At 74.8% G+C, this 24,241-nt stretch carries 34 protein-coding genes; 18 read left to right on the top strand and 16 right to left on the bottom strand.

Annotated elements, in window-relative coordinates; all coding sequences use genetic code 11:
• Window positions 1–10: 10 nt before the first annotated feature.
• Entirely contained in the window at window positions 11–799 is a 789-nt protein-coding gene (locus CRP30_RS13265) for a Fic family protein (protein WP_097184436.1), read from the bottom strand.
• 63 nt (window positions 800–862) lie between these two features.
• Here CRP30_RS13265 and CRP30_RS13260 point away from each other — a divergent pair, with 63 nt between their 5' ends.
• On the top strand, window positions 863–1,414 hold the full coding sequence (locus CRP30_RS13260) for a histidine phosphatase family protein (RefSeq protein ID WP_097184435.1): 552 nt from the start codon (window positions 863–865) through the stop codon (window positions 1,412–1,414).
• Window positions 1,411–2,175, top strand: a complete 765-nt coding sequence (locus CRP30_RS13255; protein WP_235003379.1) for an adenosylcobinamide-GDP ribazoletransferase — start codon at window positions 1,411–1,413, stop codon at window positions 2,173–2,175. Before CRP30_RS13260 ends, CRP30_RS13255 begins: the two co-directional genes overlap by 4 nt.
• 4 nt (window positions 2,176–2,179) lie before the next feature.
• Here the strand turns inward: CRP30_RS13255 and CRP30_RS13250 are convergent, their stop codons facing one another.
• Window positions 2,180–2,368, bottom strand: coding sequence for a hypothetical protein (locus CRP30_RS13250; protein WP_235003378.1), 189 nt, complete (start codon window positions 2,366–2,368; stop codon window positions 2,180–2,182).
• A gap of 134 nt (window positions 2,369–2,502) precedes the next feature.
• Complete coding sequence (locus CRP30_RS13245) at window positions 2,503–2,847, bottom strand: tetratricopeptide repeat protein (RefSeq protein WP_235003377.1); 345 nt, start codon at window positions 2,845–2,847, stop codon at window positions 2,503–2,505.
• Here CRP30_RS13245 and CRP30_RS13240 point away from each other — a divergent pair.
• Both CRP30_RS13240 and CRP30_RS13235 read left to right on the top strand, forming a co-directional pair.
• Window positions 2,846–3,313 (top strand): pyridoxal-phosphate dependent enzyme, encoded by a 468-nt coding sequence (locus tag CRP30_RS13240; RefSeq protein ID WP_200814739.1) that lies wholly within the window; start codon window positions 2,846–2,848, stop codon window positions 3,311–3,313. The genes CRP30_RS13245 and CRP30_RS13240 overlap by 2 nt on opposite strands.
• 71 nt (window positions 3,314–3,384) lie before the next feature.
• On the top strand, window positions 3,385–4,059 hold the full coding sequence (locus CRP30_RS13235; protein ID WP_097184433.1) for a DUF4383 domain-containing protein: 675 nt from the start codon (window positions 3,385–3,387) through the stop codon (window positions 4,057–4,059).
• Here CRP30_RS13235 and CRP30_RS13230 read toward each other — a convergent pair whose 3' ends face one another.
• Complete coding sequence (locus tag CRP30_RS13230) at window positions 4,060–5,238, bottom strand: glucose-1-phosphate adenylyltransferase family protein (protein ID WP_097184432.1); 1,179 nt, start codon at window positions 5,236–5,238, stop codon at window positions 4,060–4,062.
• Window positions 5,239–5,330: 92 nt separating this feature from the next.
• Here CRP30_RS13230 and CRP30_RS13225 point away from each other — a divergent pair, with 92 nt between their 5' ends.
• A complete protein-coding gene (locus tag CRP30_RS13225) occupies window positions 5,331–6,569 on the top strand; it encodes an MFS transporter (protein WP_097184431.1) in 1,239 nt (412 codons plus the stop codon).
• On the opposite strand, the gene CRP30_RS13220 is transcribed toward CRP30_RS13225, so the two are convergent.
• From CRP30_RS13220 to def, 4 genes are read right to left on the bottom strand one after another with little or no spacing between them, the layout of a single operon-like run.
• Complete coding sequence (locus tag CRP30_RS13220; RefSeq protein ID WP_097184430.1) at window positions 6,554–7,171, bottom strand: flavodoxin family protein; 618 nt, start codon at window positions 7,169–7,171, stop codon at window positions 6,554–6,556. The two genes, CRP30_RS13225 and CRP30_RS13220, sit on opposite strands and share 16 nt — an antisense overlap.
• 38 nt (window positions 7,172–7,209) lie before the next feature.
• Window positions 7,210–7,701 (bottom strand): FBP domain-containing protein, encoded by a 492-nt coding sequence (locus tag CRP30_RS13215; protein WP_097184429.1) that lies wholly within the window; start codon window positions 7,699–7,701, stop codon window positions 7,210–7,212.
• A 31-nt stretch (window positions 7,702–7,732) separates the two neighbouring features.
• A complete protein-coding gene (locus CRP30_RS13210) occupies window positions 7,733–8,389 on the bottom strand; it encodes an HAD hydrolase-like protein (RefSeq protein WP_097184428.1) in 657 nt (218 codons plus the stop codon).
• The gene (def, locus tag CRP30_RS13205) at window positions 8,386–8,943 is read right to left on the bottom strand and encodes a peptide deformylase (protein ID WP_097184427.1); all 558 of its coding nucleotides are present in this window, start codon (window positions 8,941–8,943) and stop codon (window positions 8,386–8,388) included. The genes CRP30_RS13210 and def overlap by 4 nt, the downstream gene beginning before the upstream one ends.
• A 53-nt stretch (window positions 8,944–8,996) precedes the next feature.
• Here def and CRP30_RS13200 point away from each other — a divergent pair, with 53 nt between their 5' ends.
• The 4 genes from CRP30_RS13200 to CRP30_RS13185 all read left to right on the top strand — a co-directional run bounded on the left by CRP30_RS13200 (window position 8,997) and on the right by CRP30_RS13185 (window position 13,271).
• Window positions 8,997–9,929, top strand: a complete 933-nt coding sequence (locus tag CRP30_RS13200; protein ID WP_439647023.1) for a cobalamin biosynthesis protein — start codon at window positions 8,997–8,999, stop codon at window positions 9,927–9,929.
• Between the two features lie 230 nt (window positions 9,930–10,159).
• Window positions 10,160–11,605 carry a MocR-like transcription factor YczR gene (gene yczR / locus CRP30_RS13195; protein WP_097184425.1) on the top strand — a complete coding sequence of 482 codons (1,446 nt, stop codon included), beginning with the start codon at window positions 10,160–10,162 and terminating at the stop codon, window positions 11,603–11,605.
• Window positions 11,606–11,842: 237 nt separating this feature from the next.
• Window positions 11,843–12,520, top strand: a complete 678-nt coding sequence (locus tag CRP30_RS13190) for an ANTAR domain-containing protein (protein ID WP_143278464.1) — start codon at window positions 11,843–11,845, stop codon at window positions 12,518–12,520.
• A 106-nt stretch (window positions 12,521–12,626) separates the two neighbouring features.
• Complete coding sequence (locus CRP30_RS13185) at window positions 12,627–13,271, top strand: lysophospholipid acyltransferase family protein (RefSeq protein ID WP_097184423.1); 645 nt, start codon at window positions 12,627–12,629, stop codon at window positions 13,269–13,271.
• 3 nt (window positions 13,272–13,274) lie between these two features.
• On the opposite strand, the gene CRP30_RS13180 is transcribed toward CRP30_RS13185, so the two are convergent.
• Window positions 13,275–13,661 carry an acyl-CoA thioesterase gene (locus tag CRP30_RS13180; RefSeq protein WP_097184422.1) on the bottom strand — a complete coding sequence of 129 codons (387 nt, stop codon included), beginning with the start codon at window positions 13,659–13,661 and terminating at the stop codon, window positions 13,275–13,277.
• A 40-nt stretch (window positions 13,662–13,701) separates the two neighbouring features.
• Between CRP30_RS13180 and CRP30_RS13175 the strand changes: the two genes are divergently transcribed.
• The gene (locus tag CRP30_RS13175) at window positions 13,702–14,325 is read left to right on the top strand and encodes an MSMEG_1061 family FMN-dependent PPOX-type flavoprotein (RefSeq protein ID WP_235003376.1); all 624 of its coding nucleotides are present in this window, start codon (window positions 13,702–13,704) and stop codon (window positions 14,323–14,325) included.
• Between the two features lie 35 nt (window positions 14,326–14,360).
• The gene (locus tag CRP30_RS13170) at window positions 14,361–14,786 is read left to right on the top strand and encodes a VOC family protein (protein ID WP_097184421.1); all 426 of its coding nucleotides are present in this window, start codon (window positions 14,361–14,363) and stop codon (window positions 14,784–14,786) included.
• Between the two features lie 31 nt (window positions 14,787–14,817).
• Here the strand turns inward: CRP30_RS13170 and CRP30_RS13165 are convergent, their stop codons facing one another.
• A complete protein-coding gene (locus CRP30_RS13165) occupies window positions 14,818–15,015 on the bottom strand; it encodes a hypothetical protein (RefSeq protein ID WP_097184420.1) in 198 nt (65 codons plus the stop codon).
• A gap of 168 nt (window positions 15,016–15,183) precedes the next feature.
• On the opposite strand from CRP30_RS13165, the gene CRP30_RS13160 reads away from it, so the two are divergent.
• Window positions 15,184–15,708, top strand: coding sequence for a type II toxin-antitoxin system PemK/MazF family toxin (locus tag CRP30_RS13160; RefSeq protein WP_097184419.1), 525 nt, complete (start codon window positions 15,184–15,186; stop codon window positions 15,706–15,708).
• Between the two features lie 4 nt (window positions 15,709–15,712).
• On the opposite strand, the gene CRP30_RS13155 is transcribed toward CRP30_RS13160, so the two are convergent.
• From CRP30_RS13155 to CRP30_RS13135, 5 genes are all read right to left on the bottom strand, one after another.
• Window positions 15,713–16,444, bottom strand: a complete 732-nt coding sequence (locus CRP30_RS13155) for a maleylpyruvate isomerase family mycothiol-dependent enzyme (RefSeq protein ID WP_200814738.1) — start codon at window positions 16,442–16,444, stop codon at window positions 15,713–15,715.
• 56 nt (window positions 16,445–16,500) lie between these two features.
• Window positions 16,501–16,716 (bottom strand): DUF8847 domain-containing protein, encoded by a 216-nt coding sequence (locus tag CRP30_RS13150; protein ID WP_097184418.1) that lies wholly within the window; start codon window positions 16,714–16,716, stop codon window positions 16,501–16,503.
• Window positions 16,717–16,836: 120 nt separating this feature from the next.
• A complete protein-coding gene (locus tag CRP30_RS13145; protein ID WP_097184417.1) occupies window positions 16,837–17,898 on the bottom strand; it encodes an AbrB family transcriptional regulator in 1,062 nt (353 codons plus the stop codon).
• Window positions 17,899–17,941: 43 nt separating this feature from the next.
• Window positions 17,942–18,235 (bottom strand): transcriptional regulator, encoded by a 294-nt coding sequence (locus tag CRP30_RS13140; RefSeq protein ID WP_200814737.1) that lies wholly within the window; start codon window positions 18,233–18,235, stop codon window positions 17,942–17,944.
• A complete protein-coding gene (locus CRP30_RS13135) occupies window positions 18,232–18,699 on the bottom strand; it encodes a hypothetical protein (RefSeq protein WP_097184416.1) in 468 nt (155 codons plus the stop codon). Before CRP30_RS13135 ends, CRP30_RS13140 begins: the two co-directional genes overlap by 4 nt.
• 187 nt (window positions 18,700–18,886) lie before the next feature.
• On the opposite strand from CRP30_RS13135, the gene cobT reads away from it, so the two are divergent.
• Together cobT and cobA are read left to right on the top strand one after the other, a co-directional pair.
• Entirely contained in the window at window positions 18,887–19,945 is a 1,059-nt protein-coding gene (cobT, locus tag CRP30_RS13130; protein WP_097184415.1) for a nicotinate-nucleotide--dimethylbenzimidazole phosphoribosyltransferase, read from the top strand.
• On the top strand, window positions 19,945–21,225 hold the full coding sequence (gene cobA, locus CRP30_RS13125; RefSeq protein ID WP_097184414.1) for a uroporphyrinogen-III C-methyltransferase: 1,281 nt from the start codon (window positions 19,945–19,947) through the stop codon (window positions 21,223–21,225). The genes cobT and cobA overlap by 1 nt, the downstream gene beginning before the upstream one ends.
• Here the strand turns inward: cobA and CRP30_RS13120 are convergent.
• The gene (locus CRP30_RS13120) at window positions 21,222–21,434 is read right to left on the bottom strand and encodes a DUF4287 domain-containing protein (protein WP_097184413.1); all 213 of its coding nucleotides are present in this window, start codon (window positions 21,432–21,434) and stop codon (window positions 21,222–21,224) included. The genes cobA and CRP30_RS13120 overlap by 4 nt on opposite strands.
• A 104-nt stretch (window positions 21,435–21,538) precedes the next feature.
• Here CRP30_RS13120 and CRP30_RS13115 point away from each other — a divergent pair, with 104 nt between their 5' ends.
• From CRP30_RS13115 to CRP30_RS13100, 4 genes are read left to right on the top strand one after another with little or no spacing between them, the layout of a single operon-like run.
• Window positions 21,539–22,492, top strand: a complete 954-nt coding sequence (locus tag CRP30_RS13115) for an ABC transporter ATP-binding protein (RefSeq protein ID WP_235003375.1) — start codon at window positions 21,539–21,541, stop codon at window positions 22,490–22,492.
• Window positions 22,489–23,343: an ABC transporter permease gene (locus CRP30_RS13110; protein ID WP_097184412.1), complete on the top strand. Its 855-nt coding sequence runs from the start codon at window positions 22,489–22,491 to the stop codon at window positions 23,341–23,343. The genes CRP30_RS13115 and CRP30_RS13110 overlap by 4 nt, the downstream gene beginning before the upstream one ends.
• Before the next feature lie 31 nt (window positions 23,344–23,374).
• Window positions 23,375–23,668, top strand: coding sequence for a helix-turn-helix transcriptional regulator (locus CRP30_RS13105; protein ID WP_097184411.1), 294 nt, complete (start codon window positions 23,375–23,377; stop codon window positions 23,666–23,668).
• The gene (locus CRP30_RS13100) at window positions 23,669–24,241 is read left to right on the top strand and encodes a hypothetical protein (protein WP_097184410.1); all 573 of its coding nucleotides are present in this window, start codon (window positions 23,669–23,671) and stop codon (window positions 24,239–24,241) included.

Here is a 24,241-nt window from a genome sequence, read left to right as displayed (position 1 = left end):
CCCCCGCAGATCAGCCGCGGAGCAGGCTCTCGCAGATCGCCAGCCCCTCGCGCGCGCCGTGCTCGGTGGCCAGGCAGCAGTGCACGAGCCAGCCGGCGACCCCCGCCTCGGTGCCGGAGGCGTACCCGCGCAGTGCGTCGTCGTAGGCACCCCGCCCCAGCTCCGCGAAGCCGACCTCCGGCACGGACACCGCCTTCGGGTCGAGGCCGCGGCTGATCACGGTGAGCCTGCCCGCGGCGCGCGCCACCACGCCGTCCGCCATCCCGAACGGCGCCAGGGCAGCCAGTTCACCGTGCACCAGGGCGGCGACGACGATGGCGGGGACCGTCGTCGTCGCGGTGATCAGGGCGAAGAGCCCCGACAGGCGCGGCCCGGCGTGCGGTGCCGGCCGTCCCAGCGCGCTGGGGTCGGCCAGGTCGGCGGCGGCCAGCACGTGCAGGCGGGCCAGCACCTGGCCCGGCGCCCGGGGCCACGTCTCGACCATCGAGCCGAGCCCGGCGGAGACGCGCAGCGCGCCCTGGACCACCGGGTCGGTGACCTCCCCGGCCCGCAGCTCCCCGAGGGGGACGTCGACCCCCTCGAGGGCTGCCGACGCCCGGGCGCCCCGCAGGGCGGACTCGCTGCTGACCCCGGCGGACTCCCGGCGCAGCACCTTGTGCCCCAGCAGCCGGTCGATGCCGGCCCGGGCGGCGTCCGCCGCCTCGCGGACCCCGGGCAGGTCCAGCAGCGGGCCCAGCGGGTCGGGCGCCGACGGGCGCGCCGTCGGACGGACGGCACCGGGGCGCACGGGGATGCTCACGACGACGACGGTACGAGGCGGCCGGCAGGAGCCCGCACGGCCCTCGCCTACGCTCCCTCTGCCATGGCCCACCCCCTCACGTTGCTCCTCGTCCGCCATGGGCAGAGCGAGTGGAACGCCGCGGGCCTGATGCAGGGCCAGACGGCGCACGTCCCGCTGACCGCCAAGGGTCACGCGCAGGCCGCCGCGGCCGCCACCCAGCTGGCCGGTCTGGCCCCGGGAGCGCTGCTCTCCAGCGACCTGCTGCGGGCGGTGCAGACCGCGGAGCACTGCGCCCGCGCCACCGGGCTGCCGATCACGACCACGCCGGCGCTGCGCGAGCAGGGGTACGGCGAGCTGGAGGGCCGCCCGTCGCGCGAGCTCTGGGACGTCGTCGACTGGACCGATCCGCACTGGTCGGCACCCGGGGGCGAGAGCCTGGCGGAGCTGCACGACCGCGTGCGGACCTTCCTCGAGGGCCTGTGTGCCGAGCCGCCGGCCGACGTGATCGCGCTGGTGACGCACGGCGACACCATCCGCGCGGCCCAGGCCGTCGTGGCCGGGCTCGGGCCGGAGGCCATGCCCGCGGTGACGCCGCACAACGGCACGGTGACCCGGCTGGAGGTCGTCGCGTGAGTCCGGTGCGGTTCGTCGGGCCGCTGGAGTCCGCGGCCCTGCTCACCATCCTGCCGGTCCCGGCACGGGCCGCGGGATCCACCCGGGGCGTCCTGCCGTGGGCCCCGCTGGTCGGCCTGGCCCTGGGGGGCGTCGCGGCCGGCGTCGCGGTTCTCGGCGACCGGTGGATCAGCCCGCTGGCCGGCGCCGTGCTCGCCGTCGCCGTCCTCGCGGTGCTCACCCGCGGACTGCACCTCGACGGGCTGGCCGACACGGCGGACGGGCTCGGCCCGCTCCGCGACCGGGAGCGCGCCCTGCAGGTGATGCACCAGGGCGACGTCGGGCCGTTCGGCGTGGTGACGCTGGTGCTCACCCTGCTGCTGCAGGTCGCCTGCCTGGCGGCCCTGCTGGAGACACGATGGGGCTGGCTGGCCCTCTGCGCCTCCGTGGCCGTGGCCCGGCTGGCCATGGCCCGCACCGGCCTTCCGGGAGTGCCGGCGGCCGAGGGCTCGTCGCTCGGCGCCCTCGTCGCGGGCACCGTCTCCGTGCGCTGGCTCGCCGGCTGGGCGGTGGTCCTGCTCGCCCTGCTCGGCGCCGCCACGTCCGCGGACCTGACGGCCGCCGGCCCGCTCGCGGCCGCGGCGCTCGCGGGACTGCTGGCGGCGGAGGTGCTCTACCGGCGGGCCCGCGCGCGGCTGGGCGGCGTGACCGGTGACGTCATGGGCGCCATGGGCGAGACGGCGACGGCGGCCACCCTGCTGGTGGCCGCCGCCGTCGTCTGAAGGGTCAGCGCCGGCGCAGGAAGCCCTCGACCAGCCGGCCGATGCCTCCGCTGCTGGCGGGGGTCGCCCTGCCCCGGCCCATGCCCCGCCCCATGCCGCTGCGACCGGTCGTGCGCCCCATGCCGCGGGCGGGGCGGGCCGTGGCGCGGCCACCGCGAGCGCTGCTCCGGGCCGCCGTCTCTGCAGTTCCCATCAACTTCCCGAGGATGCTCATGAGGTCGGGGTGCCCGGAACACGTCCGTGTGATTCTGTTCGGGGCCGCCGAACGCCCGGCGCACTGGCGTGGCGTGACGCCCCGCAGCCGGACGAGTCCAGATCGCGCCGGGGTCAGGCAGCGCCGAGGGCGTCGGCCATGCGGTGGTGCGGCGCGGCCTCCGCGCTCCTGCTCTGCCGCTCGAGAGTCCGGGCCAGCGCACGACGCGCCCACCCGTTGGCCGGCGCCAGCGCGACCAGGCGGGTCAGCGCCTCCTCGGACCGGGTCAGCTGGGCCGAGGCGAAGTACGCGCGGGCGAGCAGCTCCAGGGCGGCCTCGTTGGCGGGCTCGGCCTCGACGACGCGCTGCAGGAGCCGGGCCGCCTCGGTGGGCTGGCCCATGGCGAGGAAGAGATCGGCCCGCAGGAACTCCGAGTGCATGTCGACGGCGTGCATGTCGGTCTCGAACTGCTGGGTCATGCGCCGTCCAACCACGGGATGCGCCCGGACCTTCCCCCCGACCTTCCCGCCCTGTCCTTGGGCCGGGCTGGTCGCGGGGCTCGGCGCCGACCGCGTCCTGGGCGTGGACACCGGCGCCGTCACCGACCCGGCCGAGCGGGTGGCGGCGCTGCTCAGCGGCCTCGGAGCGACCGCGACCGCGACCGCGACCGGCCTGCGGCTGCGCACCGACCAGGTGGGCGAGGGCTACGGCGCGCTGACCGCGGCCGCGGAGGCGGTCATGCGGACCGCGGGGCGCACGGCGGGGCTGCTGCTCGACCCGGTCTACTCCGGCAAGGCCCTCGCCGGCCTGGCGGCCTCGGTGGCGGACGGCGGCATCCGGCCCGGGGAACGGACCGTGTTCGTGCACACCGGCGGGCTGCCCGGGCTCTTCGGCCACCCGCTGGCGGGTCGGCTGGCAGGCGACCTGCTCCACCGCGCGATGTGACGTCGGCCGCATCTGCGGAGCGGGCAGCCGGCGAAGTACGGGCGTCCCCCACCTCTCCCGAGGAGCTCGCGATGCAGCTGCACCTCCCCACCCGTGCCCGGACCGCCGACGGTCCCGAACCCCGCGTCTTCACCGTGCAGCGGATCGGCGCCCTGGCCGTCGCGGCCGTGATCCTCCTGTTCGGCGTCCTGGGCTTCGCCGGCGGCCTGGACTTCTTCTCCACGGACGGCGAGCCGATCCTCGGTCTGTCGTCCAACGGCCTGCTGTCGACGGTCTCCGTGCTCACCGCGGCAGTGCTCGTCATCGCGGCGCTCCGGAGCCCGCGGGTCGCCTCGACGGTCATGATCGTCGTCGGGGTGCTGTTCCTGGTCTCGGCCCTGGCGAACCTCGCGGTGCTGCGGACGTCGTTCAACGTGCTGGCCTTCGAGATCGAGAACGTCGTCTTCTCCGTCGTCGCCGGCCTGTTCCTGCTGCTGCTCGGCGCCTACGGCCGGGTGAGCGGCAACCTCCCGCCCGACAGCCCGTACGCGCGCCCCCGCGCCGACGACGTGGACGACGAGCCGGAGTCCTTCCCGTCGACACCTGCGGAGTTCGCCGCCGAGCGGGCCATGCGGGACGCCGAGATCGCCGTCGTCAACCACGTGGCGACGGCCGGGCAGCGCCGCCGGGTGGCGGCGATGGCGGAGGTGCGCAGCCGGGGCGACCGTCGCCGGGTGTGGATGGAGTTCGACGCGCCGGCCTCCTGATCAGTCCTGCTCGAGCTCCGGCAGCCGCCCCCCGGCGAGGATCTCGCTGCCGGCGTCGACGCGGGCGCGGCGGCCGATCAGCGTCACGTCGCCGTCCCCGCCCACCACGGCCCGCTCCCCCACCTCGACGCCGTCGTCGAGGACCGACCGCACCACCCGGGCGCCCGCGCGGACGTGTGCGCCGGGCAGCAGCACGGAGTCGACGACGGTCGCCCCTTTCTCCACCACGACGCCGGGGGACAGGACCGAGCCGCGCACCTCGCCGGCGACCCGGGTGCCCCCGGACACCAGGCTCTCGTCGACCACCGCCCCGGGGAGGATGCGGGCGGCGCTGTGCCGGCCGCCCCGGGTGTGCAGCGGCCACGCCGGGTCGTCGAGGTCGATGGGCGGCTCGGCCGCCAGGAAGTCGCGGTGCGCCTGCCAGTAGGCCGGCACCGTGCCGACGTCGCGCCAGTAGCCGCCGAACGAGTAGGCCCGGGCCAGCCCCTCCCGCGTCTGCGCCGGCAGCAGATGGCTGCCGAGGTCCTCGAGGCCGTCCTCCCCCAGTTCGTCGTCCAGTCCGTCCAGCCGGTCCAGCGTGGCGCCGGGCGTGAAGACGAAGACCTCGTTCGTGGCCGTCGTGGTCGCCGGTTCGTCGGGCTTGTAGGCGTAGTCGGTGACCCGCTCACCGTCGACCTGCACGATCCCGTAGCGGGACGCGTCGTCGGCAGCCACCTCGGTGGTCACCATCGTGACCTCCGCGCCGGACCCGAGGTGGGTGTCGACCACGTCCCGGTAGTCCAGCTTGTAGACCGCGTCGGAGCTGACGACGACGAGGGCGTCGGCGTCGTACTCGCGGATCAGGTCGGCCTGCCGCCACAGCAGGTTCGCGGTGCCGCTGACCCAGCCGCCCCGGTCGGTGCCCTGGTAGGGCGGCAGCATCATCAGCCCGCCCGAGGTCCGGTCCAGGTCCCACGGGCGGCCGTTGGCGAGGTGGTCCGACAGCGACGTCGGGTGGTACTGCACCGACACCCAGACGTCGGAGATGCCGGAGTGCTGGCAGTTGCTGAGCGGGAAGTCGACGAGGCGGTAGACCCCGGCGAACGGGACGGCCGGCTTCGCCCGCTGGTCGGTGAGCAGTTCGAGACGGCCACCGGCACCGCCGGCCAGCACGAGGACGAGGATCCGGGGAAGCGCCATGAGCCGCCTCTACCCGAGGGTGGCGGCACCACGCGCCTGCCCGACACGCGCTCCCGGGAATCAGCCGCCCGGCGGGCGCCTTCCTGGTTGTCATGCCCGTCTCCCGCCGCCTGCCCAGAGCGCCTGCCTTCTGGTCCGTGGCGGTGCTGCTGGTCCTCATGCTGGCGGCGTCGGGCGTGCCCTCGCCGCTGTACCGCGTGTACCAGGAGCAGTTCGGGTTCAGCTCCGGCGTCCTGACGACGATCTTCGGCATCTACTCCTTCGCCCTGCTCGCCTCGCTGCTGGTGGTCGGCGGGCTGTCCGACCACGTCGGCCGGCGGCCGGTGCTCGTCGGCGCGTTCGTGCTCGAGGCCGCCGCGATGGCGCTGTTCCTCTTCGCCGACGGCGTCGGCTGGTTGCTCGCCGCCCGCGTCGTCCAGGGGCTGGCCACCGGCGCGCTGACCAGCACGCTGGGCGCGTCACTGCTCGACCTGCAGCACCGGGAGCGCCCGCTGGGCGCCTTCATCAACAGCGCCTCGCCCGGACTCGGGCTCTCGATCGGCGCGGTCGGCGCGGGACTCCTGGTGCAGCTCGTCCCCTCGCCCACCGACTGGGTGTTCGGCGTGCTCACCGCGGTCTTCCTGCTCGCTGCCGTCGGCACGGTGCTGCTGCCGGAGAGCTCCCCGCGGCTGCCGGGCGCGGCGGCCTCGCTGCGGCCGGCGGTGCACGTGCCGTCCGAGCACCGCCGGGCCTTCGTCGTCGCGCTGCCGCTGCTCGTCGCCTGCTGGTCGGTGGGCGGGCTCTACGCCTCGCTGGGTCCGTCGCTGGTCGCCGACGTCTTCGCCATCGACAACCACCTGGTCGGCGGGCTGCTGATCCTCGCACTCAACGGCACCGGCATCGTCGGGTCGCTGGCCCTGCGCACCTCACCGCCCGAGCGGGCGCTGCTGGTCGGCGCGCTGGTCTTCACCGTCGGGGTCGTGGGCACGCTCGTCTCGCTGTTGGCCACCTCGGCGCTGCTGCTGTTCGCGGCGGCGGTCGTCACCGGCTTCGGCTTCGGCGCGGCCTTCCTCGGCGCGGTCGCGACCATCACCGCCGGCGTCGCCCCGGGTTTCCGGGCCGGCCTGCTCGCCAGCATCTTCGTCGTCGGCTACCTGGCCTTCAGCCTGCCCTCGATCGCCGCCGGCATCGCCGTCGAGGAGATCGGCCTGGCGCGGACGACCGAGATCTACGGCGCCGTGGTGATCGTCCTCGGCCTGCTCGCCGTCGTCGGTCTGCTGCGTGCCCACCGGACGGTCGGGTCGCTCGTGCCGGCCGAGCGACCCGAGGCCATGGCTCAGCTGCCCGGGTAAGGGCTCGCCTTCAGCGCCCGGGCCAGGGACGCGGCGTTCTCCGCCAGCGTCGTGTTGGTCGACGCGACCGCCTCCGGGGTCTCGGCCAGGTCCAGGTAGTCGCGGCTGCCCATGGCCTCGTCGTTCCAGTAGGTGCCGCCCTGGGCCGGGATGGTGAAGCCCATGTCGTTGAGGCCCTGCATGAGGTCGGCGGTGATCTTGTGCGCGCCGTCCTCGTTGCCCACCACGGCCGTGACCGCGACCTTGCCGGTGACCAGCGGACGGCCGGTCCCGTCGGTCTCCGACAGCTCGCCGTCCAGCCGCTCCAGGACCCGCTGGGCGACGCTGCTCATGTGACGGACCCAGGTCGGCGTCGAGACGACGAGGATGTCGGCCGCCATCATCCGCGCGCGGATCGCCGGCCAGGCGTCACCCTCCCCCATGTCCACCTCCACGCCGGGCTTCACGTCGTGGTCCACGACGCGGACGACGTCCCCGGTGACGCCGTGCTTCGCGAGCTCCTCGAGCAGCTGACGGGCGATCAGGTCACTGCTGGACGGCGCGGGCGAGGCCTTGAGGCTGCAGACGAGGGCAAGAGCACGGAGAGGCGTGGCTTCGGTCATGCGAGGTCAGCTGCCCCACGATCGACCTCGCCCACACCTCAGCGGCGGACGGCGTCCACGAAGCCCGCGACCCGTTCCCGCAGCTCAGCCGCGCGCTCGGCCACCACCTCGGCGGGATCCCGCTCCAGCAGCCACGGCGGGATCTCCGACCTCACCCGCTCCGCACAGCCCAGATCGGCGCACATGTACGTGCCGACGGTGTTGCCGTTGCGGCCGGCCTCGCCGCTGCGCCGGGCCGTGAACAGCGACACCGCGTCCCCCGCCTGCGTCGTCTGGCAGAGCAGGCACATCGCGGTGGTCCGGCCGGACATCCGCGTGTCGGCAGCACGGACGGCGATGCCCACCGGCCGGTCGCCGGCGTCGAGGACCAGGTAGCCGCGCAGCGGTGCCTTCGGGTCCCGCCAGCCGAGGAGTTCCAGCTCCGCCCAGTCGAGCGAGGCGAAGTCCTCGGGCAGGGTCAGGCCCTTCGCCTCGCCCTGGGAGCAGTTGACGAAGGAACGGCGGACCTGCTGCTCGGTGAAGGCGTGCACCGGCCCATCCTGCGCGACGAGCACCCGTTGCTCACCCGATCTCTCCGAGCAGGCGCGGCACGTCGGCGGGCGTGGCGGCGATCGCGGACGCGCCGGCCCGCTCCAGCTCGCCGTCCTCCGCCGGGCCCCAGCCGGCGCCGATGCACGGCAGGCCGTGCGCCGCGGCGCCCAGCACGTCGTGCGCCCGGTCCCCGATCAGCACCGGGTCGCGGCCGCCGGGGTGCGCGGCGAGAGCCGCGGCGACCACCTGGTCCTTGTGCCGGACGACACCGTCCATCGTCGCGCCGTGCACGCCGGCGAACGACGGCAGCAGACCGGTGTGCGCCAGCACGCGGACGGCGAACGGCTCCGGCTTGCTGGTCGCGACGGCGAGGGTGGCGCCGGCCTCCCGCAGCGCGGCGAGCAGGTCCGGGACGCCGCCGTGCACGGTGACGTCCAGCAGCGCGCCCGCCGCGTAGTGCTCCCGGTAGGCGGCGACGGCCCGGGGGACGTCGGCTGCCGGGACGCCGAGCACCAGCGCGAAGCCGTCCTGCAGTGGCGGGCCGACCATCGCCCGCAACTGCTCCGGCGTGGGCCCGGGCAGGCCGAGGGCCGCCGCGGCGTGCCGGACCGAGGAGAAGATGCCCGGCGCGGAGTCGACCAGCGTGCCGTCGAGGTCGAACAGGACCAACCGTCCGGCGAGGCTCACGCCGGCAGGTCGCCGCCGGGCCCGGCCGCCTCCGCCAGCAGGCGCTCGCGGTGCTCCTCCGTCAGCAGGTCGACGTAGACGGTCCCGTCGAGGTGGTCGACCTCGTGCTGCAGGCACCGGGCGGCCATCCCGGTGGCCTCGATGGACATGGGGTCCCCGTGCACGTCGACGCCGTCGACCCGGGCGCGGAAGGCCCGCGGCAGCTCGGCATAGGGACCGGGCACCGAGAGGCAGCCCTCCTCGGTGGTCTCCTCGGCCGGCTCGTCGCCGACGGGCTCGAGGATCGTCAGCGTGGGGTTGACCACGTAGCCCACGACGTCCTCGCCGTCGGCGTCCGGGCAGTCGATCACGAAGATCCGGGCATCGACGCCGATCTGGTTGGCCGCCAGGCCCACGCCGTCGGCCGCCTCCATGCTGGCGAACATGTCGAGCAGCAGGTGGCGCAGCGGCCGATCGAACTCGGTCACCGGGGCGCAGGACCGGTGCAGGACCGGGTTGCTGCCGTAGGTGACGATCGGCCGGGCGACGCCGTCGTAACGGCCGGGCAGACGCATGGGCACCGATCCTAGGGACGGGCCGAACGACGGCGATCGGCAAGATGGACGGCGTGACCGCCGCGACCGCCCTGGGGCTCGCCCTGGGCGCCGGGGCCGACCTGCTCCTGGGCGATCCCCGCCGCGGCCACCCGGTCGCCGGCTTCGGGACCACCGCTCTCGCCCTGGAGCGCCGGACGTGGCGGAACTCGCGGGCGGCGGGGGCCGCGCACGTCGTGCTCCTCACCGGCGCGGCGGCCGCCCTGGGGGCGATGCTGGACCGACGCACCCGGCGGCACGCCCCGGCCCGCGTACTGACCACCGCCGCGGCGACCTGGGCCGTACTGGGTGGCACCTCGCTCGGCCGGGCCGCGACGACGATGCAGCGTGCGCTGGAGGCCGGCGACCTGCCGGCGGCCCGCGCGGCCCTGCCGGCACTGGCCGGCCGCGATCCGCGGGAGCTGGGCGAGGCGGAGCTGGCCCGGGCCACCGTCGAGTCGGTCGCCGAGAACACCTCCGACGCCGCCGTCGCACCGCTGTTCTGGGGCGCCGTCGCCGGGATCCCCGGGCTGCTGGCCTACCGCGCGGTCAACACCCTGGACGCGATGATCGGCCACCGCTCCCCCCGCTACGAGCGGTTCGGCTGGGCCGCCGCCCGGCTGGACGACGGCGCCAACTGGCTGCCCGCACGGATGTCCGCGGCCCTCACCGTCGCGTGCGCACCGCTGGTCGGCGGCTCCGCCCGTGGGGCGCTCCGGGTGTGGCTCCGGGACGGCGCCGCGCACCCCAGCCCCAACTCCGGGCGGTGCGAGGCCGCGGCCGCCGGGGCGCTGGGGCTGCGGTTGGGCGGACGGAACGTCTACGGCACGCGGGTCGAGGTGCGGCCGGTGCTGGGCGACGGCCGGAGCCCGACCGCGACCGACATCCCGCGCGCCGTCCGGCTCTCCCGTGCCGTGTGGACCGCCGCCGCGATCCTGGCGGCGACGGGCCGGCTGCTGCGCCGCTGATACCGCTGCTGCGGCGCGAGGACGGGGAACCCGTTGGGGTCCACGTGCGGGTGGCTGGCCGGCGGGGCGCCCGGGCCCCGGCCACCGCGGACCGCGGTCCCGAGAGTCGTTCCCGCGAGGGCGCCGATCCCGAGCAGGAACAGGACGACGAGAACACCACCTGAGGTCATGAGAGCAGAGTGGCAGCGTTCTCCCTTGCCGGAATGGATCCATTTCGGCATGGTGGACCCATGCCACCGGTGATCGACCAGTCCACTGTGCGCGAGCTGGCCACCCTCATCGGGCCGGTCGAGGACCTCCCCGGTCCCCGGTACGCCGGGCTGGCCCGGCGGATCCGCGACCTCCTCACCGCCGGCACCCTGCCGGCGGGCCGGCGGCTGCCGGCCGAGCGCGAGCTCTCCGCCGAGCTCGACGTCAGCCGGGTGACCGTCGCCTCGGCCTACCGGGTGCTCCGCGAGGAGGGGTTCGCGAGCACGCGCCACGGCTCCGGCACGGTCACCGAGCTCCCGTCGGCCGGCTCCCGGTGGCTGCCCCCGAGCAGCCGCCCCGGGGTGCTGGACCTGGCCCATGCGGCACCCGAGGCGGCCCCGCGACTGTTGGACGCCTACCAGCGGGCCCTGGCCGGGCTCCCGGCGCAGCTGTCCGGCCACGGGTATGCCCCCGGAGGCCTGCCCGGGCTGCGGGCCGCCATCGCCGAACGGTTCACCACCCGCGGGCTGCCCACCGAACCGGACCAGGTCGTGGTGACCGCCGGCGTCGGCGACGCCACGGCCGTCGTCCTGGAGACGCTGCTCCAGCCGGGCGACCGGGTCCTCGTCGAGCACCCGACCTACCCCGGCGTCCTCGGGATGGTCGCCGCCGCCGGCGGCCGGTGCACCCCGGTCCCGGTCGATGCCGCCGACGCCGACGCGATCGTCGGAGCCGCGGACCTGGTCGCCCGGCAGAGCAGCCCCCGGCTGGCCTTCGTGATGCCCGACTTCTCCAACCCGACCGGCAGCCGGCTGTCCGCCGCAGGGCGCCGCCGGCTGGCCGCGACCCTGTGGCAGCACGGGATGCTCGCCGTCGTCGACGAGGTTGCCGCCGAGCTCCACCTGGACGACGGCCCGCTCCCTCCCTTCGGCGCGAGCCTCCCCGACGCGGCGACCGTGACGGTCGGCGGACTGTCGAAGGCGGTGTGGGGAGGCCTGCGGGTGGGCTGGCTCCGGACCGAGGAGACCCTCGCCGCTCAGCTCGAGGAGACCCTCGGACGGCGCCAGCTGTCGGTGGGGCTCCTCGACCAGCTGACGGCGACGATCCTGCTCGGGGAGCTCGACGAGGTGCTCGAGGAGCGCCGCGCCCAGCTCCGCGAGCGCCGGGACGGCCTGCGCGCCGCGATCGCCGACCGGCTGCCCGACTGGGACGCGCCCTCGCCCGCGGGCGGCCTGTCGGTCTGGTGCCGGCTCCCTCCCGGCATCAGCTCCGCGGCGCTCACCGCCGCCGCGGCACCGCTCGGGCTGACCCTCGCCGAGGGGCGTGCCTTCGGGACCGGCCACGCCTTCGACGACCGGTTGCGGCTGCCCTTCACGCGTCCGGTGGGTGAGCTGCGCCGCGCGGTCGACGTGCTCGCCCAGGCACAGGATCGGCTGCGGTCCGGCGTCGCGGACGGCCAGCCGGCCCGCGCCTCCACGGTCGTCTGAGCGGCGCGCGCCCGTAGCCGCTCAGCTGCGCGGCGTCACGGCTCGACGGTCCTGGGGTCGGACCACCTGCCCGGTTCCGTTCCGCGAGGATCGCAGGCTCCTGCGGTGTCGCGGCACCCGTCGTACGGTCCTGGCATCGGAGCGACCGGCCCCCACGCGGCCGGTGCGCCCGCCCGGTCGAACCTCCGGCCCGCGGGTGTCGCCGGCGTCCGGTCCGCCTCCGACGAGGGGGAAGTCATGGCGTCACCCGCGATGTCGCCGCAACGGATGCCCGCGCGCGCGATCCCGGAGCGGGTCGCCGGGCGCTACCGCTACGACCGGCTCAGCGGCGCCTGGTGGTGGTCGCCGGAGATGTTCACCATGCACGGGCTCCCGTCGACCTCGCCCCCGCCGGCCACCGAGGAGTACCTCCGCTACCAGCACGCGGCCGACCGCGCCCGGGTCCTCGAGGCGATCGCGCAGGCCTGCGCCGACGGCCGGGCCTTCGCCCTGGAGACCTGCATCGTGCGCAGCGACGGACGCGAGCGGGCCGTGGTGCTGGTCGGCGAGCCCCAGCGGGACGCCGGCGGGGACGTGGTCGCGGTCGAGGGCATCTGCGTCGACATCACCGACAGCCGCCGGTCGGATTCCGACGTCGGACGCGCGCAGTCCCTGGAGGCCGAGGTCGGGCAGATGCGCGCCGCCATGGCCAGCCGGGCGGCGATCGAGCAGGCCAAGGGCATCCTCATGCTCCTGACCAGCTGCGGCGACCAGGTCGCCTTCGACCTGCTGGCGCACATCTCTAGCCACACGCACCGGAAGGTGCGGGACGTCGCCGAGGTGATCACGCGGTCCGCGGCCGGGCACGGCAGCCTCCCCGACGACATCCGCGCGATCATCCGCGACGCCTGCCCGCCGCCCCAGCCGGTGCGCTGAGACGGCCTGGGTCCCGCGCCCCTCGGGCCGTTCGGGAGAATGCCGGAGCCACCCGCCGTTCCCCTCGACCGGCGTGCCCCGACGAGCCCCGAGGAGGACGCGCGGCGTGATCTACGTCATCTCGCGGCTCATCCTGCGACCGCTGTTCCTGCTCGTCTTCCGGCCGCACGTGGTCGGCCGGGAGAACGTCCCGGAGACGGGCGCCTTCATCATCGCGAGCAACCACCTGTCCTTCATCGACAGCATGGCCATCCCGCTCATGTCGCCCCGGCGGGTGGGCTACCTGGCCAAGGCGGAGTACTTCACCGGCACGGGCATCCGGGGCTGGTTCACCAGGACCTGGTTCACCGCACTGGGCGCCCTGCCGGTCGAACGCGACACCCACCGCGCGGCGCAGGCGGCCCTCGACACCGCGATGACGGTGCTGCGCGCCGGCGGCGGCTTCGGCATCTACCCGGAGGGCACCCGCTCACGGGACGGCCGGCTGGCCCGCGGCAAGACGGGGGTCGCCTGGCTGGCACTGACCGCCGACTGCCCGGTCGTGCCGGTGGGGATCACCGGCACCGACCGCATCCAGCCCATCGGCGCCGGCTGGCCGCGCCCGCACCGGTTCACCGTCGTCTTCGGAAAGCCCCTGACCTTCCCCGAGCACGCCGGCCAGGCCGAGAGGAACCGGTCCCGGCGCGAGGTGACGGACACGATCATGGAGGCGATCGCCCAGCTCTCGGGCCAGGAGAAGGCCGGTTGGTGAGCGTCAGTCCGCGGTGAGCAGCGCCCGGATGTCGTCGGGCCACGGCGTCGCCCGGCCACCGTCCGTGGCCACGTAGGTGTTCCGGACGACGCAGCACAGCTGGTCGTCCACGAGGATCGTGAAGCGCACGGTGAGGCTGGTCCGGCCCACCTTCTCGGTCTCCGCGTCGACGGTCACGGTGTCGCCCCAGCGCGCCGACGAGGTCCACTCCAGCGTGCTCGCCTTCACCACGGGGTTCACCCGGGCGGCCACGACGTCCCAGGGCAGGCCGTGGGACGCCCACCAGTGATTGGACGCCTCGTCGGCCCAGGTCAGGTAGTGCGCGTTGAACACGACACCCTGCTGATCGCACTCGACGAAACGGACGGGCGAGCTCCAGACCTGTGGCACGGGGCGCCACGCTAGCGGGCGCGTTGGTTACCGTCGGGGCGTGCACCTCGACGCTGTGCCCTCCGCGGTCTCGCCCTCCGACGTCCTGTCCGGTTACCGGACACCGGGCGGGCTGGTGCTGGACAAGGTGATCGACCGTCTCGACCGGCACTGCCGCGAGTTCATCGCCCACTCCCCCTTCGCGACGCTGGCCACCGCCGACGCCGAGGGCTGGCCGGACATCTCACCGCGGGGCGGTGACCCGGGCTTCGTGCACGTCCTCGACGAGCACCGGCTGGCCCTGCCCGACCGGCCCGGCAACAACCGCGTGGACAGCCTGAAGAACGTCGCGGCAAACCCCCGGGCAGCGCTGATGTTCCTGGTCCCGGGCGTCGAGCAGACCCTGCGTGTCTACGGGACGACGACGCTGGTCCGCCCCGAGGACCTCGACGTCGACCTCACCGAGTTCGGGCGGGCGCCGCTGTCCGTGCTGGTCCTCGACGTGCAGCGGGCCTACTTCCAGTGCCCGAAGTCCGTCATGCGGTCGGGACTGTGGGACCCCGCTCGGCAGATCGACCCGAAGACCCTGACGCCCTTCGGCCGGGTGCTCAAGGACCACTGCGCGCTGGACTCCGATCTTCCCGACGACGCGACGATCCGGGCGGACCTCGCGCACGAGCTGTAGCACTTTCCGTCGCCACCCTCCCCTACCGTCCGGGCATGGCACTCGACTTCCAGGTCACGATCGACAGCGCCGACCCGCACGCCATGGCCGACTGGTGGGCGGAGGCCCTCGGCTGGCAGGTGGAGCCGCAGGACGAGGCGTTCATCCGGCGGATGATCGACTCCGGGGCCGCCTCGGAGGACGACGCGACCCGGCACCGCGGCGCGCTCGTCTGGAAGCAGGGCGCCGCCATCAACTCCCCGGGGCCCCACCGTCCGCGCGTCCTCTTCCAGCAGGGCTCGGACCCCAAGAGCGGCAAGAACCGGGTGCACCTCGACGTGCGCGTGGGCGCGGAGCAGCAGGAGGCCGAGGTGTCCCGCCTCCTGGCGATGGGCGCGACCGAGCTCTGGCGTGCGTCCCAGGGCCCCTTCTCGTGGGTCACCATGGCCGACCCCGAGGGCAACGAGTTCTGCGTGGCCTAGCCGTACACCTGGCCACGCGAGCGGAGACCGCTCAGCCGGTGCGCAGGTCCCGGAGCCGCCTGCGGTCGGCCACGGCGCGCTCGGCCAGCAGCCGGGACCGGCTCTTGCGGGGGCGACGATCGCTGCCGAAGTAGCGCGCGTCCTCGACGAGCTGGAAGGCGGCCAGGACGCTCGCCTGTACCTCCCGGGCCCGCGGGACCGCCGGTCGTACCGGTTCGGACGTCGTCATGGCTGTCCCCTTCTGACGGGACGCCCCACCGCGTTCGCCCCGTGGCGCCGATGGTGCCCCCTCATCGGCCACTCCAACCCCCTGCGTGACCAATTGGTACCGATGTGTCACAAGTGACACACGGGGCTCCAGCCGCCACCCGGGAGCGGCTGCCCGTACGGTGCCGGCATGGCACGTGACGACGGCATCCTCCGGCTTGCCGGCCGGGCCGCGACGCTCGTCCGCCGCGCGCTCCGCTCCGGTGCCGGAGCCGTCGCGGCGCCGTCCCGGAGGTCGGCCCGCACGGCCCGGCAGCGGGACCAGTCCGGTGTACCGGACCTCGAGTACCGGCCGCGCGCCGACGGACGACCCGACCCGGGCGAGATCGTCTGGACGTGGGTGCCCTACGACGAGGGCGACGGCCGGGGCAAGGACCGGCCGGTCCTGGTGATCGGCCGTCGAGGGGGCGATCTCCTGGGCCTGATGCTCACCAGCAAGGACCACGACCGGGACCTGGCCGACGAGTCCCGGCACGGTCGCGTGTGGACCGACATCGGCACCGGCGCCTGGGACTCCCGTGGCCGCCCCAGCGAGATCCGCCTGGACCGCCTGCTGGAGCTCGACCCGGCCGCGGTGCGCCGGGAGGGCGCCGCCCTGGACCGGGCGCGCTTCGACCGCGTCGTGGCCGAGGCCCGTCGCGTGCAGGGCTGGTGACCGGCTAGAAGGGGACCTGCTGCGCCAGCAGCCCGGCCCCGCTGCCGCGGCCGGAGAGCAGGCGGCAGAACTCCACGGCGTCGAGCTCGAGCTCGTCGCCACCCTCGCCGGCGGACCACGTGCCGCCGGCCGGCCCGGTGAGCCGGAGCCGGTAGGGACGGCCGTGCCGGGCCGCCCACTCCGCGACGACATCGGCGACGAGCACCGCGTCGTGGTCGGCGGTGAGCTCGGGTTCCCGGCCGGTCGCCCGCGAGACGTCCATCCGGTGCATCCAGGTGTCGCGGGTCAGGATCACGTCGAAGAGGTAACCGAACCGCCAGAGCTCCGTCTCGCTTCCGACGACCTGCTTCTCCGGGAGCGGGAGCCGCCCCAGGACCGCCGAGAGCCGGCGCCTGCCCCGCACAGCGCGAGGCCCCACGGCCACCAGCCGCGCCACGAGCTCTTCCGTCGACAACCCGGCCGTGCGCCGCACCTGCAGGCCGGTGAGGGCGTCGATGCCACCGCCCGCACGCGCGGCCGCCGCGTTCTGGCCGATGAAGGCGGGGAGCGACGTCACCATCTCGGCCATGCCGAGCACGTGCCCGGCCATCGCGCGCACGTCCCAGTCCGGGCAGTCGGTCGGACGCGACAGGTCGGCCGCATCGAGATCCTGGACCAGCTGGGCGAAGCGGCCGTACTCGACGGCCGCCAGTCCCATCGCCGGAGCCCGCTCCAGGACGGCGGTTCGGGCGGTCATGCCAGGGAGCGTTCTCCTGGTGCCGTCACGGAGTCAACGGCTTCGCCGGTCCCGCGTCAGTCGGCGACGGACTCGTCGCGCGCCGGCTTGTTGCCCGGCTGACGGAGGTTGTAGACGGCCGCGCCCTCGGTGAGCGGCTCGAGGTCGTAGCGGTGCACCACCTTCGGCCCGCCGTGCAGGTGCACGTGGGTGACCGTCGGCAGCGGGTCGCCGTGCCGGGCCGGGCGGATCTCCACCCGCCCGTCGAGGGGGCCGCCGAGGAACAGCAGCACGGCGTCGTCGTCCGCGCTGGTGTCCGTCCCGGCCGATGCGTCCTCGGTCAGTTCCGCCTCCTCCAGCAGCTCCGGGCCCGGATGCCCGGTCAGCCAGGATAGGCGCGATCCGCGGCTGGGTCAGCCGGCCGCGCGTCGCCGGAGCCACCGGGCGACGAGCGGGGCGCTCAGCAGCACGGCGAACAGCCGGAGCACCTGGACCGCCAGCACGAAGGTGACGTCGGCACCGAGATCGGTCGCGGTGGCCAGCACGGCGTAGAGGCCGCCCGGAGTGGTGGCCAGGTAGCCGTCGAGCAGGCTGGCCCCCGTCGCCGCCGACAGCACTGCCCCGAGCCCGGCCGACGTCACGATGAGCGCGAGGATGAGGACCAGCGCCAGCGGCAGCGCCCGGCCGATCGTGCGCACGCTGTCCCGGGTGAAGCTGACGCCGACCTGCAGGCCGATGACGAGGAACGCGGCACTCTGCGCGAGATCCGGCACCGCGAGGTCACCGGCGACCCCGGTCAGGTCGACGACGGCAGCCGCGATCATCGGGGCGAGCAGGGCGGCGACCGGGAGGCGCAGCAGCCGGCCCACGAGCAGACCGCCGACCGCGCATCCCGCCGTGAACAGCAGCCCGGCCGGCCAGCCGGCGGCATCCGTCGCCGGCGACGGGCCCACGCTCCCGGAGGAGGAGCCGTAGGCGGCCACGGCCACCGCCGGCATGAGCAGCACGATGACCAGGACGCGCAGGTACTGGAGGACGGCGACCATGCGGTCGTCGGCGCCGAGGTCCCGGGCCATCGCGATGATCCCCGACGCGCCCCCGGCGATCATGGAGAAGGCGCCGGTCACCGGGCTGATCCCGCCGTTCAGCCGCAGCAGCGAGCCGGCGCCGAGGCTGAGCAGGAGGGTCCCGACGGTCACACCCAGCACGGGCAGCCAGTTCTCGGCGACCGCGCGGAGGGTCTCCACGTCGACCAGCGCGCCCATGGCCACGCCGATGACCGCCTGACCGCCGGCGGCGACGGCGCCCGGGACGACCACCGCTCCCGGGACGGCGAGCGCGCGGACCAGACCGGCCAGCAGTCCGCCGAACAACGCCGGCGACGGGACCCCGGTCGCGGCGAGGCCGGCGCTGACGAGGACCGCCGCGACCGTGACGAGGGCCAGGTCGAGCAGCCGCCGCCGTCCCTCGCCCACCGCACCCCGCTCCCCGGTCCCCGCCGGGGCCCACTCTGCCCGGTCAGGCGCCGGTGATCCTCCGCAGCTCCGCGACGTGCGCGTCGAACGCCGTCCGGCCGGCCGGTGTGAGCGCCAGGTTGGTGCGCACGCGGGAGGCGCGGGTGGACTTGCGGACCGTCACGTACCCCGCCTCCTCCAGCTGGCGCACGTGCTTGGAGAGCACCGAGTCGCTGACGCCGACCTGCTCGCGGACGGTGGCGAAGTCCATGTCGGTCACCGCGGCCAGCAGCCCGCACACCTGCAGGCGGGGCGGCATGTGCACCACGGAGTCGAAGCGCGGCTGGACCGCCGTCACAGCTCGCCCCGCAGCTCGGCGACGTAGATCCGCGCCCACCACTGGCTGATCGCCGCGATCCCGAGGCCCAGGACGACCCCGGCGACGACCATCGCGCCGCGGATCTCCAGGCCGAACTCGACGACCGCCCCCGCCGCCACGACGACGGCGTAGCCGACGAACCAGACCCGCACGGCCCGCTGCGTGGCACCGGGACGCAGCCCGCTCACCCACATGCCGGTGATGCGCCGGTAGACGGCCATCAGGCCGCGCAGACCGACGAGGAACACCACCAGTGCGCCCGTGATGATCCAGCCGTTGTGACTGGAGTACGACGAGATGAACCCGGCCACCAGCAGCCCGAGCAGCGCGTCGTACCACCAGGGCTGCACCACCCGTTCTGCCAGGCGCGCCCGGTCCGCGTCGAGCGCGGCGAGCTCCGCCGCGGCAGCCGTCGTGTCCATCGCCGTGCCGTCGCTTTCCATGTCGGAAAGTATGGAGTTTCACTTTCCGGATCGTCAAGTGACGGCGAAACCGGCGCGTCATGTGCCCTTGGCACAGTGCCGTCGGACCTCCCGTGCGCCCGCGCCCCGACCCGCTGGAATCCTGTGCCCAGAACCCCGGTACCGAGGAGACGCCCTGAGCACCGACCCGAACCCGTTCGCCGGCACGTTGCTCGGCGACACCATCGACGCCGTCGTCCCGCGCGACGCGGCCGCCGAGCGCGTAGCCCGCGAGCGCCTGGACCGGATGACGAAGCCACCGGGCTCGCTCGGCGTGCTCGAGGACGTTGCCGCCCAGCTGGCCGGCATCGCGGGCAGCTGCCCCGCCCCGCTGCCCGTCCCTGCGGTCGTCGCGGTGTTCGCCGCCGACCACGGCGTGCACGCCCAGGGCGTCACGCCCTGGCCGCAGGAGGTGACCGCCCAGATGGTGGCCAACTTCCTCGCCGGCGGTGCCGTGGTGAACGCCTTCGCCGCCGAGCTGGGCGCCGAGGTGGTCGTCGTGGACGTCGGCGTCGCCGCGACGCTCGACCCCGCGGACGGCCTGATGGACCGCAAGGTGCGGCCCGGTACGGCCGACCTGGCCGAGGGTCCGGCCATGACCCTGGACGAGGCCCGCCAGGCGGTCGAGGCCGGCATCGAGGTGGCCACCCGCCTGGCCACCGCCTCCCCCTGCCTGATCACCGGCGACATGGGCATCGCCAACACCACGGCCTCGGCCGCCCTGGTCTGCGCCTTCACCGGCGCCGCGCCGGCAGCCGCGACCGGCCGGGGCACCGGCGTCGACGACCCGACGCTGGCCCGGAAGGTGGAGGTGGTGACGCGGGCGGTCGGCCGGGTGCCGACCCGTCCGAGCACCCCGGCAGCGGCGCTGGCCGTGCTCGCCGAGGTGGGCGGGCTGGAGCACGCCGCGCTGGCGGGGTTCATCATCGCCGCCGCCGCCGCGCGCGTGCCGGTGCTGCTCGACGGCGCCATCGCCGGATCGGCCGCGCTGGTCGCCGCCGGGCTGTGCCCCACCGCCCTGGAGTACGCGCTGGCCGGCCACACCTCGGTCGAGCCGGGCCACACGATCGCCCTGCAGTCCCTCGGCCTGCGCCCGCTCCTGGGCCTCGACCTCCGGCTGGGCGAGGGCACCGGCGCCCTCCTCGCCCTGCCCCTGGTGGCGAGCGCCGCGCGGGCGCTGCGCGACGTCGCCACGTTCGACTCCGCCGGCGTGACCGAGAAGGGCTGATGAACGCCACCCCCGTCCCCCCGGAGAGCGGGGTGGTCTACCCCGTCGGGCTCCGGCTGCACGACCGCCGCGTCGTGGTGGTGGGCGGGGGTCAGGTGGCGCACCGCCGGGTCGCGGGGCTGCTGGCGGCGCGGGCCCGGGTCACCGTCGTCTCCCCGGAGGTGACCCCGGCGATCGAGGCCCTCGTGGAGCCGGGATCCCTCAGCTGGGTCCGCCGCCGGTACGAGCCGGGCGACCTGGACGGCGCCTGGTACGCCGTCGCCGCCACCGACGACCCCACCGTGAACGCGGCGGTGGCCGAGGAGGCCGAGCGGGCCCGGCTCTTCTGCGCCCGCGCGGACGACCGCTCCGCCTCCAACGTGTGGACCCCCGCCGTCGCCCGGCACGGCGAGCTCGTCGTCGGTGTCCACGGCGGCGGCGACCCGCAGCGGGCGATCGGCGTGCGCGACGCCGTCGTCGCGGGACTGACCGACGGGAGCATCGCCGACCGGGCGGCTCGCACCCCGGCGGTCGCCCCCACCGGCAGCGTCGTCCTGGTCGGCGGCGGACCCGGCGACCCCGGCCTGATCACCGTGCGCGGCCGGCAGGCGGTCGCCCAGGCCGACGTCGTCCTGGCCGACCACCTCGCGCCGCTGTCCCTGCTGGAGACCCTGCCCACGCACGTCGAGGTCATCGACGCCTCGAAGCTCCCCCGCGGGCGCTCCATGGCGCAGGAGCAGATCAACGCCCTGCTGGTCGAGCACGCCCTGGCCGGCCGGCGCGTGGTGCGCCTCAAGGGCGGCGACCCGTTCGTCTTCGGGCGCGGGATGGAGGAACTGGAGGCGTGCGTCGCCGCCGGCGTGCCGGTGGAGGTCGTCCCCGGGGTCACCAGCGCCATCGCCGTCCCCGGCCTGGCCGGCATCCCGGTCACCCACCGGGGGCTCACCCACGAGTTCGTCGTCGTCTCGGGGCACCTGCCGCCGGGCCACCCCCAGTCACTGGTCGACTGGCCGGCGATCGCGCGGCTGCGCGGCACCGTCGTCGTCCTCATGGGCGTGGAGACGGCGCCGGCCATCGCCGCGGCTCTCGTGGCGCACGGCCGCGCGCCGGACACCCCGGTCGCGGTGGTCACGGACGGCTCGACGCCGACCCAGCGCACGATCCGGACGACGCTGGCGGCGCTGCCGCAGGTGATCGCCGAGGAGGCCGTCCGGCCTCCCGCGGTGTGGGTGGTGGGAGCCGTCGTCGGGCTGAACGGCCCGCACGACGAGCCGACGCCGGACGACGCAGACCTCGACTAGCTCACCGAGCCCTCGGCGAGGGTGTGGGCCACCAGAGCGTTCGCGTGCCCGTGGCCGAGACCGTGCTCGGCCTTGAGCCAGGCCACCAGCTCCATGTGCCTCGTCAGCGGCGACGAGCGGATCAGGTCCTTCCACTCGGCGATCGGCCGGCCGTACTTCTTCTCGATGGACGGGAAGTAGGCGGCGGGGCCCGTGGCCGGTTCACTCATGGGGGCAGTCTGCCGGGTTGCTCGGAGCGAGAGTAGTTGTACTCCCGATGTAGTACACCTACTATCTCCGCCATCAAGCCGGTTCGACGGAGGCGGGGTCGCCAGTGAGCACCGAGATCGGGTCCCAGGCACTCGGCGGACCGACGGGTGAACCCGTCGTCAGCGTCCGCGGACTGCAGATGACCTACGGCCCGCGCGACGTCCTGACCGGCGTCGACTTCGACGTCCACGCCGGCGAGGTGGTCTGCCTGCTCGGCCCCAACGGGGCGGGCAAGACCACCACGATCGAGATCCTCGAGGGCTTCCGACTCCGCTCCGGCGGTGAGGTGCGGGTGCTCGGCGAGGACCCGGCCCAGGCCGGCGACGCCTGGCGCGCCCGGGTCGGCGTCGTCCTCCAGTCCTGGCGGGACCACGCCCGGTGGACGCCCCGGCGCCTGCTGGAGCAGCTGGGCGGCTACTTCGTCGCCTACTCGACGCCCGAGCGCACGCGTCCCTACGAGGTGGACTGGCTGCTGGACACCGTCGGCCTCGTGGAGCACGCGGACCGCAAGATCGGCCAGCTCTCGGGCGGGCAGCGGCGCCGGCTCGACGTGGCCGTGGGCATCATCGGCCGTCCCGAACTGCTGTTCCTCGACGAGCCGACCGCCGGCTTCGACCCGCAGGCCCGGCGCGACTTCCACGACCTGGTGCACCGGCTCTCCGACCTGGAGGGCACGAGCATCCTGCTCACCACGCACGACCTCGCCGAGGCCGAGCGGCTGGCCGACCGGATGCTCATCCTGGCCGACGGGCACATCGTCGCCAACGGCAGCGCGGAGGCCCTGACCCGTCAGGTGGCCGGGAACGCGGAGGTGCGCTGGACCCGCAAGGGGGAGCGCTTCGTCCACGCGACGGAGGACGCCACCCCGTTCGTCCGCCGGCTGTTCGAGCAGCACGGCGAGGAGATCGAGGACCTCGAGGTCCGGCGGGCCAGCCTCGAGGACACCTACATCGCCATGGTCGCGACCTTCGAGTCCGGCGCCCGGCGCACCCCGACCCTCGCGGAGGTCTCCCGATGAACCCCACCCGGCACGCGATCGGCCTCGGCCTGCGCCGGGGCTGGACGGAGTTCGTCCTGAGCCTGCGCAGCCCTCAGGACCAGGGCTTCTACATGTTCATGGGCGTGGCCACGCTCGCCTACCTGTGGTTCAACCGCGACAGCGAGGTGGAGGGCACCGACCTGCTGCTCCCGTCCTTCGCCCTCCCGAGCATCCTGGGCGCGCTGCTGGCGTTCGGGGTGGTGATCGGGCCGGCCTACTCGCTCGCCATGGAGCGCGAGGACGGGACGCTCCTGCGGCACAAGGCGCTGCCGCACGGGATGCAGGGCTACGTGACCGGGCAGGTGGTCTACCACTCGCTGAGCCTGTTCCCGCTGCTCCTGGTGATCCTCGTGCCGAGCTTCCTGCTCTTCGACGACGTGATGAGCAACGGCCTCGCCGGCTGGGCGACCGTCGTCTGGGTGTGCGTCCTGGGCCTGCTCGCCACGCTGCCGCTGGGGATGATCATCGGCTCGGTGGTGCCCAGCGTCCAGAAGGTGGGCACCTGGGGCATGCTGCCGGTCATCGTCCTGACCTCGATCTCGGGCATCTTCTTCCCGATCCAGGCCATGTGGGGGTGGGTCCAGGTCGTCGCGCAGGTGTTCCCGACCTACTGGATCGGCCTGGGCATGCGGTCGGCCTTCCTCCCCGACGCGGCGGCGGCCCTCGAGGTCGGCGACTCCTGGCGCAGCTCGCTGACGGTGCTGGTGCTCGGCGCGTGGGCGGTCTTCGGGCTGCTGGTGACGCCCCGGGTGCTGCGCCGCATGGCACGCCGGACATCGGGCTCCCAGGTGCAGGAGGCCAAGGAGGCCGCGCTGCAGTGGGTCAAGTGAGCGAGCCGGCGAGCGCCGGCGAGGAGGTGGAGTGAGCGGGGAGCGCGCCGGGGATGCCGTCTACAACCGCATCGCGCTGCTGCGGGCGGAACAGCAGGTGACCCGGCGGCAGCTCGCCGACGCACTCGGCGTCCACTACCAGACCGTGGGCTACCTGGAACGCGGCGAGTACAACCCCAGCCTGAACCTCGCGCTGCGGATCGCGGAGTTCTTCGCCCTGCCCGTGGAGACCATCTTCTCCACGGAGCCCTTCCCCCGCATCAGCGACCTGCCCCGCACGGCGGCCCCGGCCGACGGCGCGGAGCCGCCCGGCCGGACGGCCTGAGTGCTGCGGAACCAGCTGGATCTGGCGCGTGCGCTGTGGTGGGCGCTCCGCGGGCGGACGGACGTCGGGCCGGACGACGTCCCCTTGGCCTACAACGGTCTGGACCGCGCCGTGGTCTGGACGATCACCGCGGTCGGGGTCATCGAGACCGTGATCGTGCACGTGCTCGTCTCCTGGCCTCCGCTGCGCTGGAGCCTCCTGGCGCTGAGCGTCTACGGGGTGCTGGGGCTCCTCGCGTTCGACGCCACGACCCGGCAGCACCCGCACCTGCTGCGCGACGGCGAGCTGGTGCTGCGCTCCGGGCACTTCCGGTCGGTGCGGGTGCCGCTGGAGGACGTCGTCCAGGTGCGGAAGCACGTGCGGAACGAGCACGGGAGGACGGTCGAGATGACGGACGACGGGGTCGCCGTGTCCTTCATGGGCGGGACCGACGTCGAGCTCCGCTTCGCCACCCCGACGCCGGTCGACGTCGACGGGCGGATCTCGACGGTCGAGCGGGTGTCGTTCTCCGCGGCCGATCCGGCTGCCGCGGTGTCGCGGCTGCGGACCGCGACGACCGGCGTCGACCGCTGA

It is taken from the genome of Blastococcus haudaquaticus (assembly GCF_900230285.1).
GTDB lineage: Bacteria > Actinomycetota > Actinomycetes > Mycobacteriales > Geodermatophilaceae > Blastococcus_B > Blastococcus_B haudaquaticus.
Note: the sequence above shows the minus strand (reverse complement) of the source record. Positions and strands in the feature narration are given on the sequence as shown.

Excerpts from the sequence above, each read along its gene's own strand:
- CRP30_RS13240 (WP_200814739.1), top strand. The coding sequence starts at position 2,846 with ATGCGCCGTCCAACCACGGGATGCGCCCGGACCTTCCCCCCGACCTTC.
- CRP30_RS13220 (WP_097184430.1), bottom strand. The coding sequence starts at position 7,171 with ATGACCGAAGCCACGCCTCTCCGTGCTCTTGCCCTCGTCTGCAGCCTC.
- CRP30_RS13155 (WP_200814738.1), bottom strand. The coding sequence starts at position 16,444 with ATGACCGCCCGAACCGCCGTCCTGGAGCGGGCTCCGGCGATGGGACTG.
- CRP30_RS13160 (WP_097184419.1), top strand. The coding sequence starts at position 15,184 with ATGGCACGTGACGACGGCATCCTCCGGCTTGCCGGCCGGGCCGCGACG.
- CRP30_RS13260 (WP_097184435.1), top strand. The coding sequence starts at position 863 with ATGGCCCACCCCCTCACGTTGCTCCTCGTCCGCCATGGGCAGAGCGAG.
- CRP30_RS13110 (WP_097184412.1), top strand. The coding sequence starts at position 22,489 with ATGAACCCCACCCGGCACGCGATCGGCCTCGGCCTGCGCCGGGGCTGG.
- CRP30_RS13190 (WP_143278464.1), top strand. The coding sequence starts at position 11,843 with ATGGCGTCACCCGCGATGTCGCCGCAACGGATGCCCGCGCGCGCGATC.
- CRP30_RS13235 (WP_097184433.1), top strand. The coding sequence starts at position 3,385 with ATGCAGCTGCACCTCCCCACCCGTGCCCGGACCGCCGACGGTCCCGAA.
- CRP30_RS13225 (WP_097184431.1), top strand. The coding sequence starts at position 5,331 with ATGCCCGTCTCCCGCCGCCTGCCCAGAGCGCCTGCCTTCTGGTCCGTG.
- def (WP_097184427.1), bottom strand. The coding sequence starts at position 8,943 with ATGCGTCTGCCCGGCCGTTACGACGGCGTCGCCCGGCCGATCGTCACC.
- cobA (WP_097184414.1), top strand. The coding sequence starts at position 19,945 with ATGAACGCCACCCCCGTCCCCCCGGAGAGCGGGGTGGTCTACCCCGTC.
- CRP30_RS13250 (WP_235003378.1), bottom strand. The coding sequence starts at position 2,368 with ATGGGAACTGCAGAGACGGCGGCCCGGAGCAGCGCTCGCGGTGGCCGC.
- CRP30_RS13230 (WP_097184432.1), bottom strand. The coding sequence starts at position 5,238 with ATGGCGCTTCCCCGGATCCTCGTCCTCGTGCTGGCCGGCGGTGCCGGT.
- CRP30_RS13135 (WP_097184416.1), bottom strand. The coding sequence starts at position 18,699 with ATGGAAAGCGACGGCACGGCGATGGACACGACGGCTGCCGCGGCGGAG.
- CRP30_RS13120 (WP_097184413.1), bottom strand. The coding sequence starts at position 21,434 with ATGAGTGAACCGGCCACGGGCCCCGCCGCCTACTTCCCGTCCATCGAG.
- yczR (WP_097184425.1), top strand. The coding sequence starts at position 10,160 with ATGCCACCGGTGATCGACCAGTCCACTGTGCGCGAGCTGGCCACCCTC.
- CRP30_RS13170 (WP_097184421.1), top strand. The coding sequence starts at position 14,361 with ATGGCACTCGACTTCCAGGTCACGATCGACAGCGCCGACCCGCACGCC.
- CRP30_RS13165 (WP_097184420.1), bottom strand. The coding sequence starts at position 15,015 with ATGACGACGTCCGAACCGGTACGACCGGCGGTCCCGCGGGCCCGGGAG.
- CRP30_RS13245 (WP_235003377.1), bottom strand. The coding sequence starts at position 2,847 with ATGACCCAGCAGTTCGAGACCGACATGCACGCCGTCGACATGCACTCG.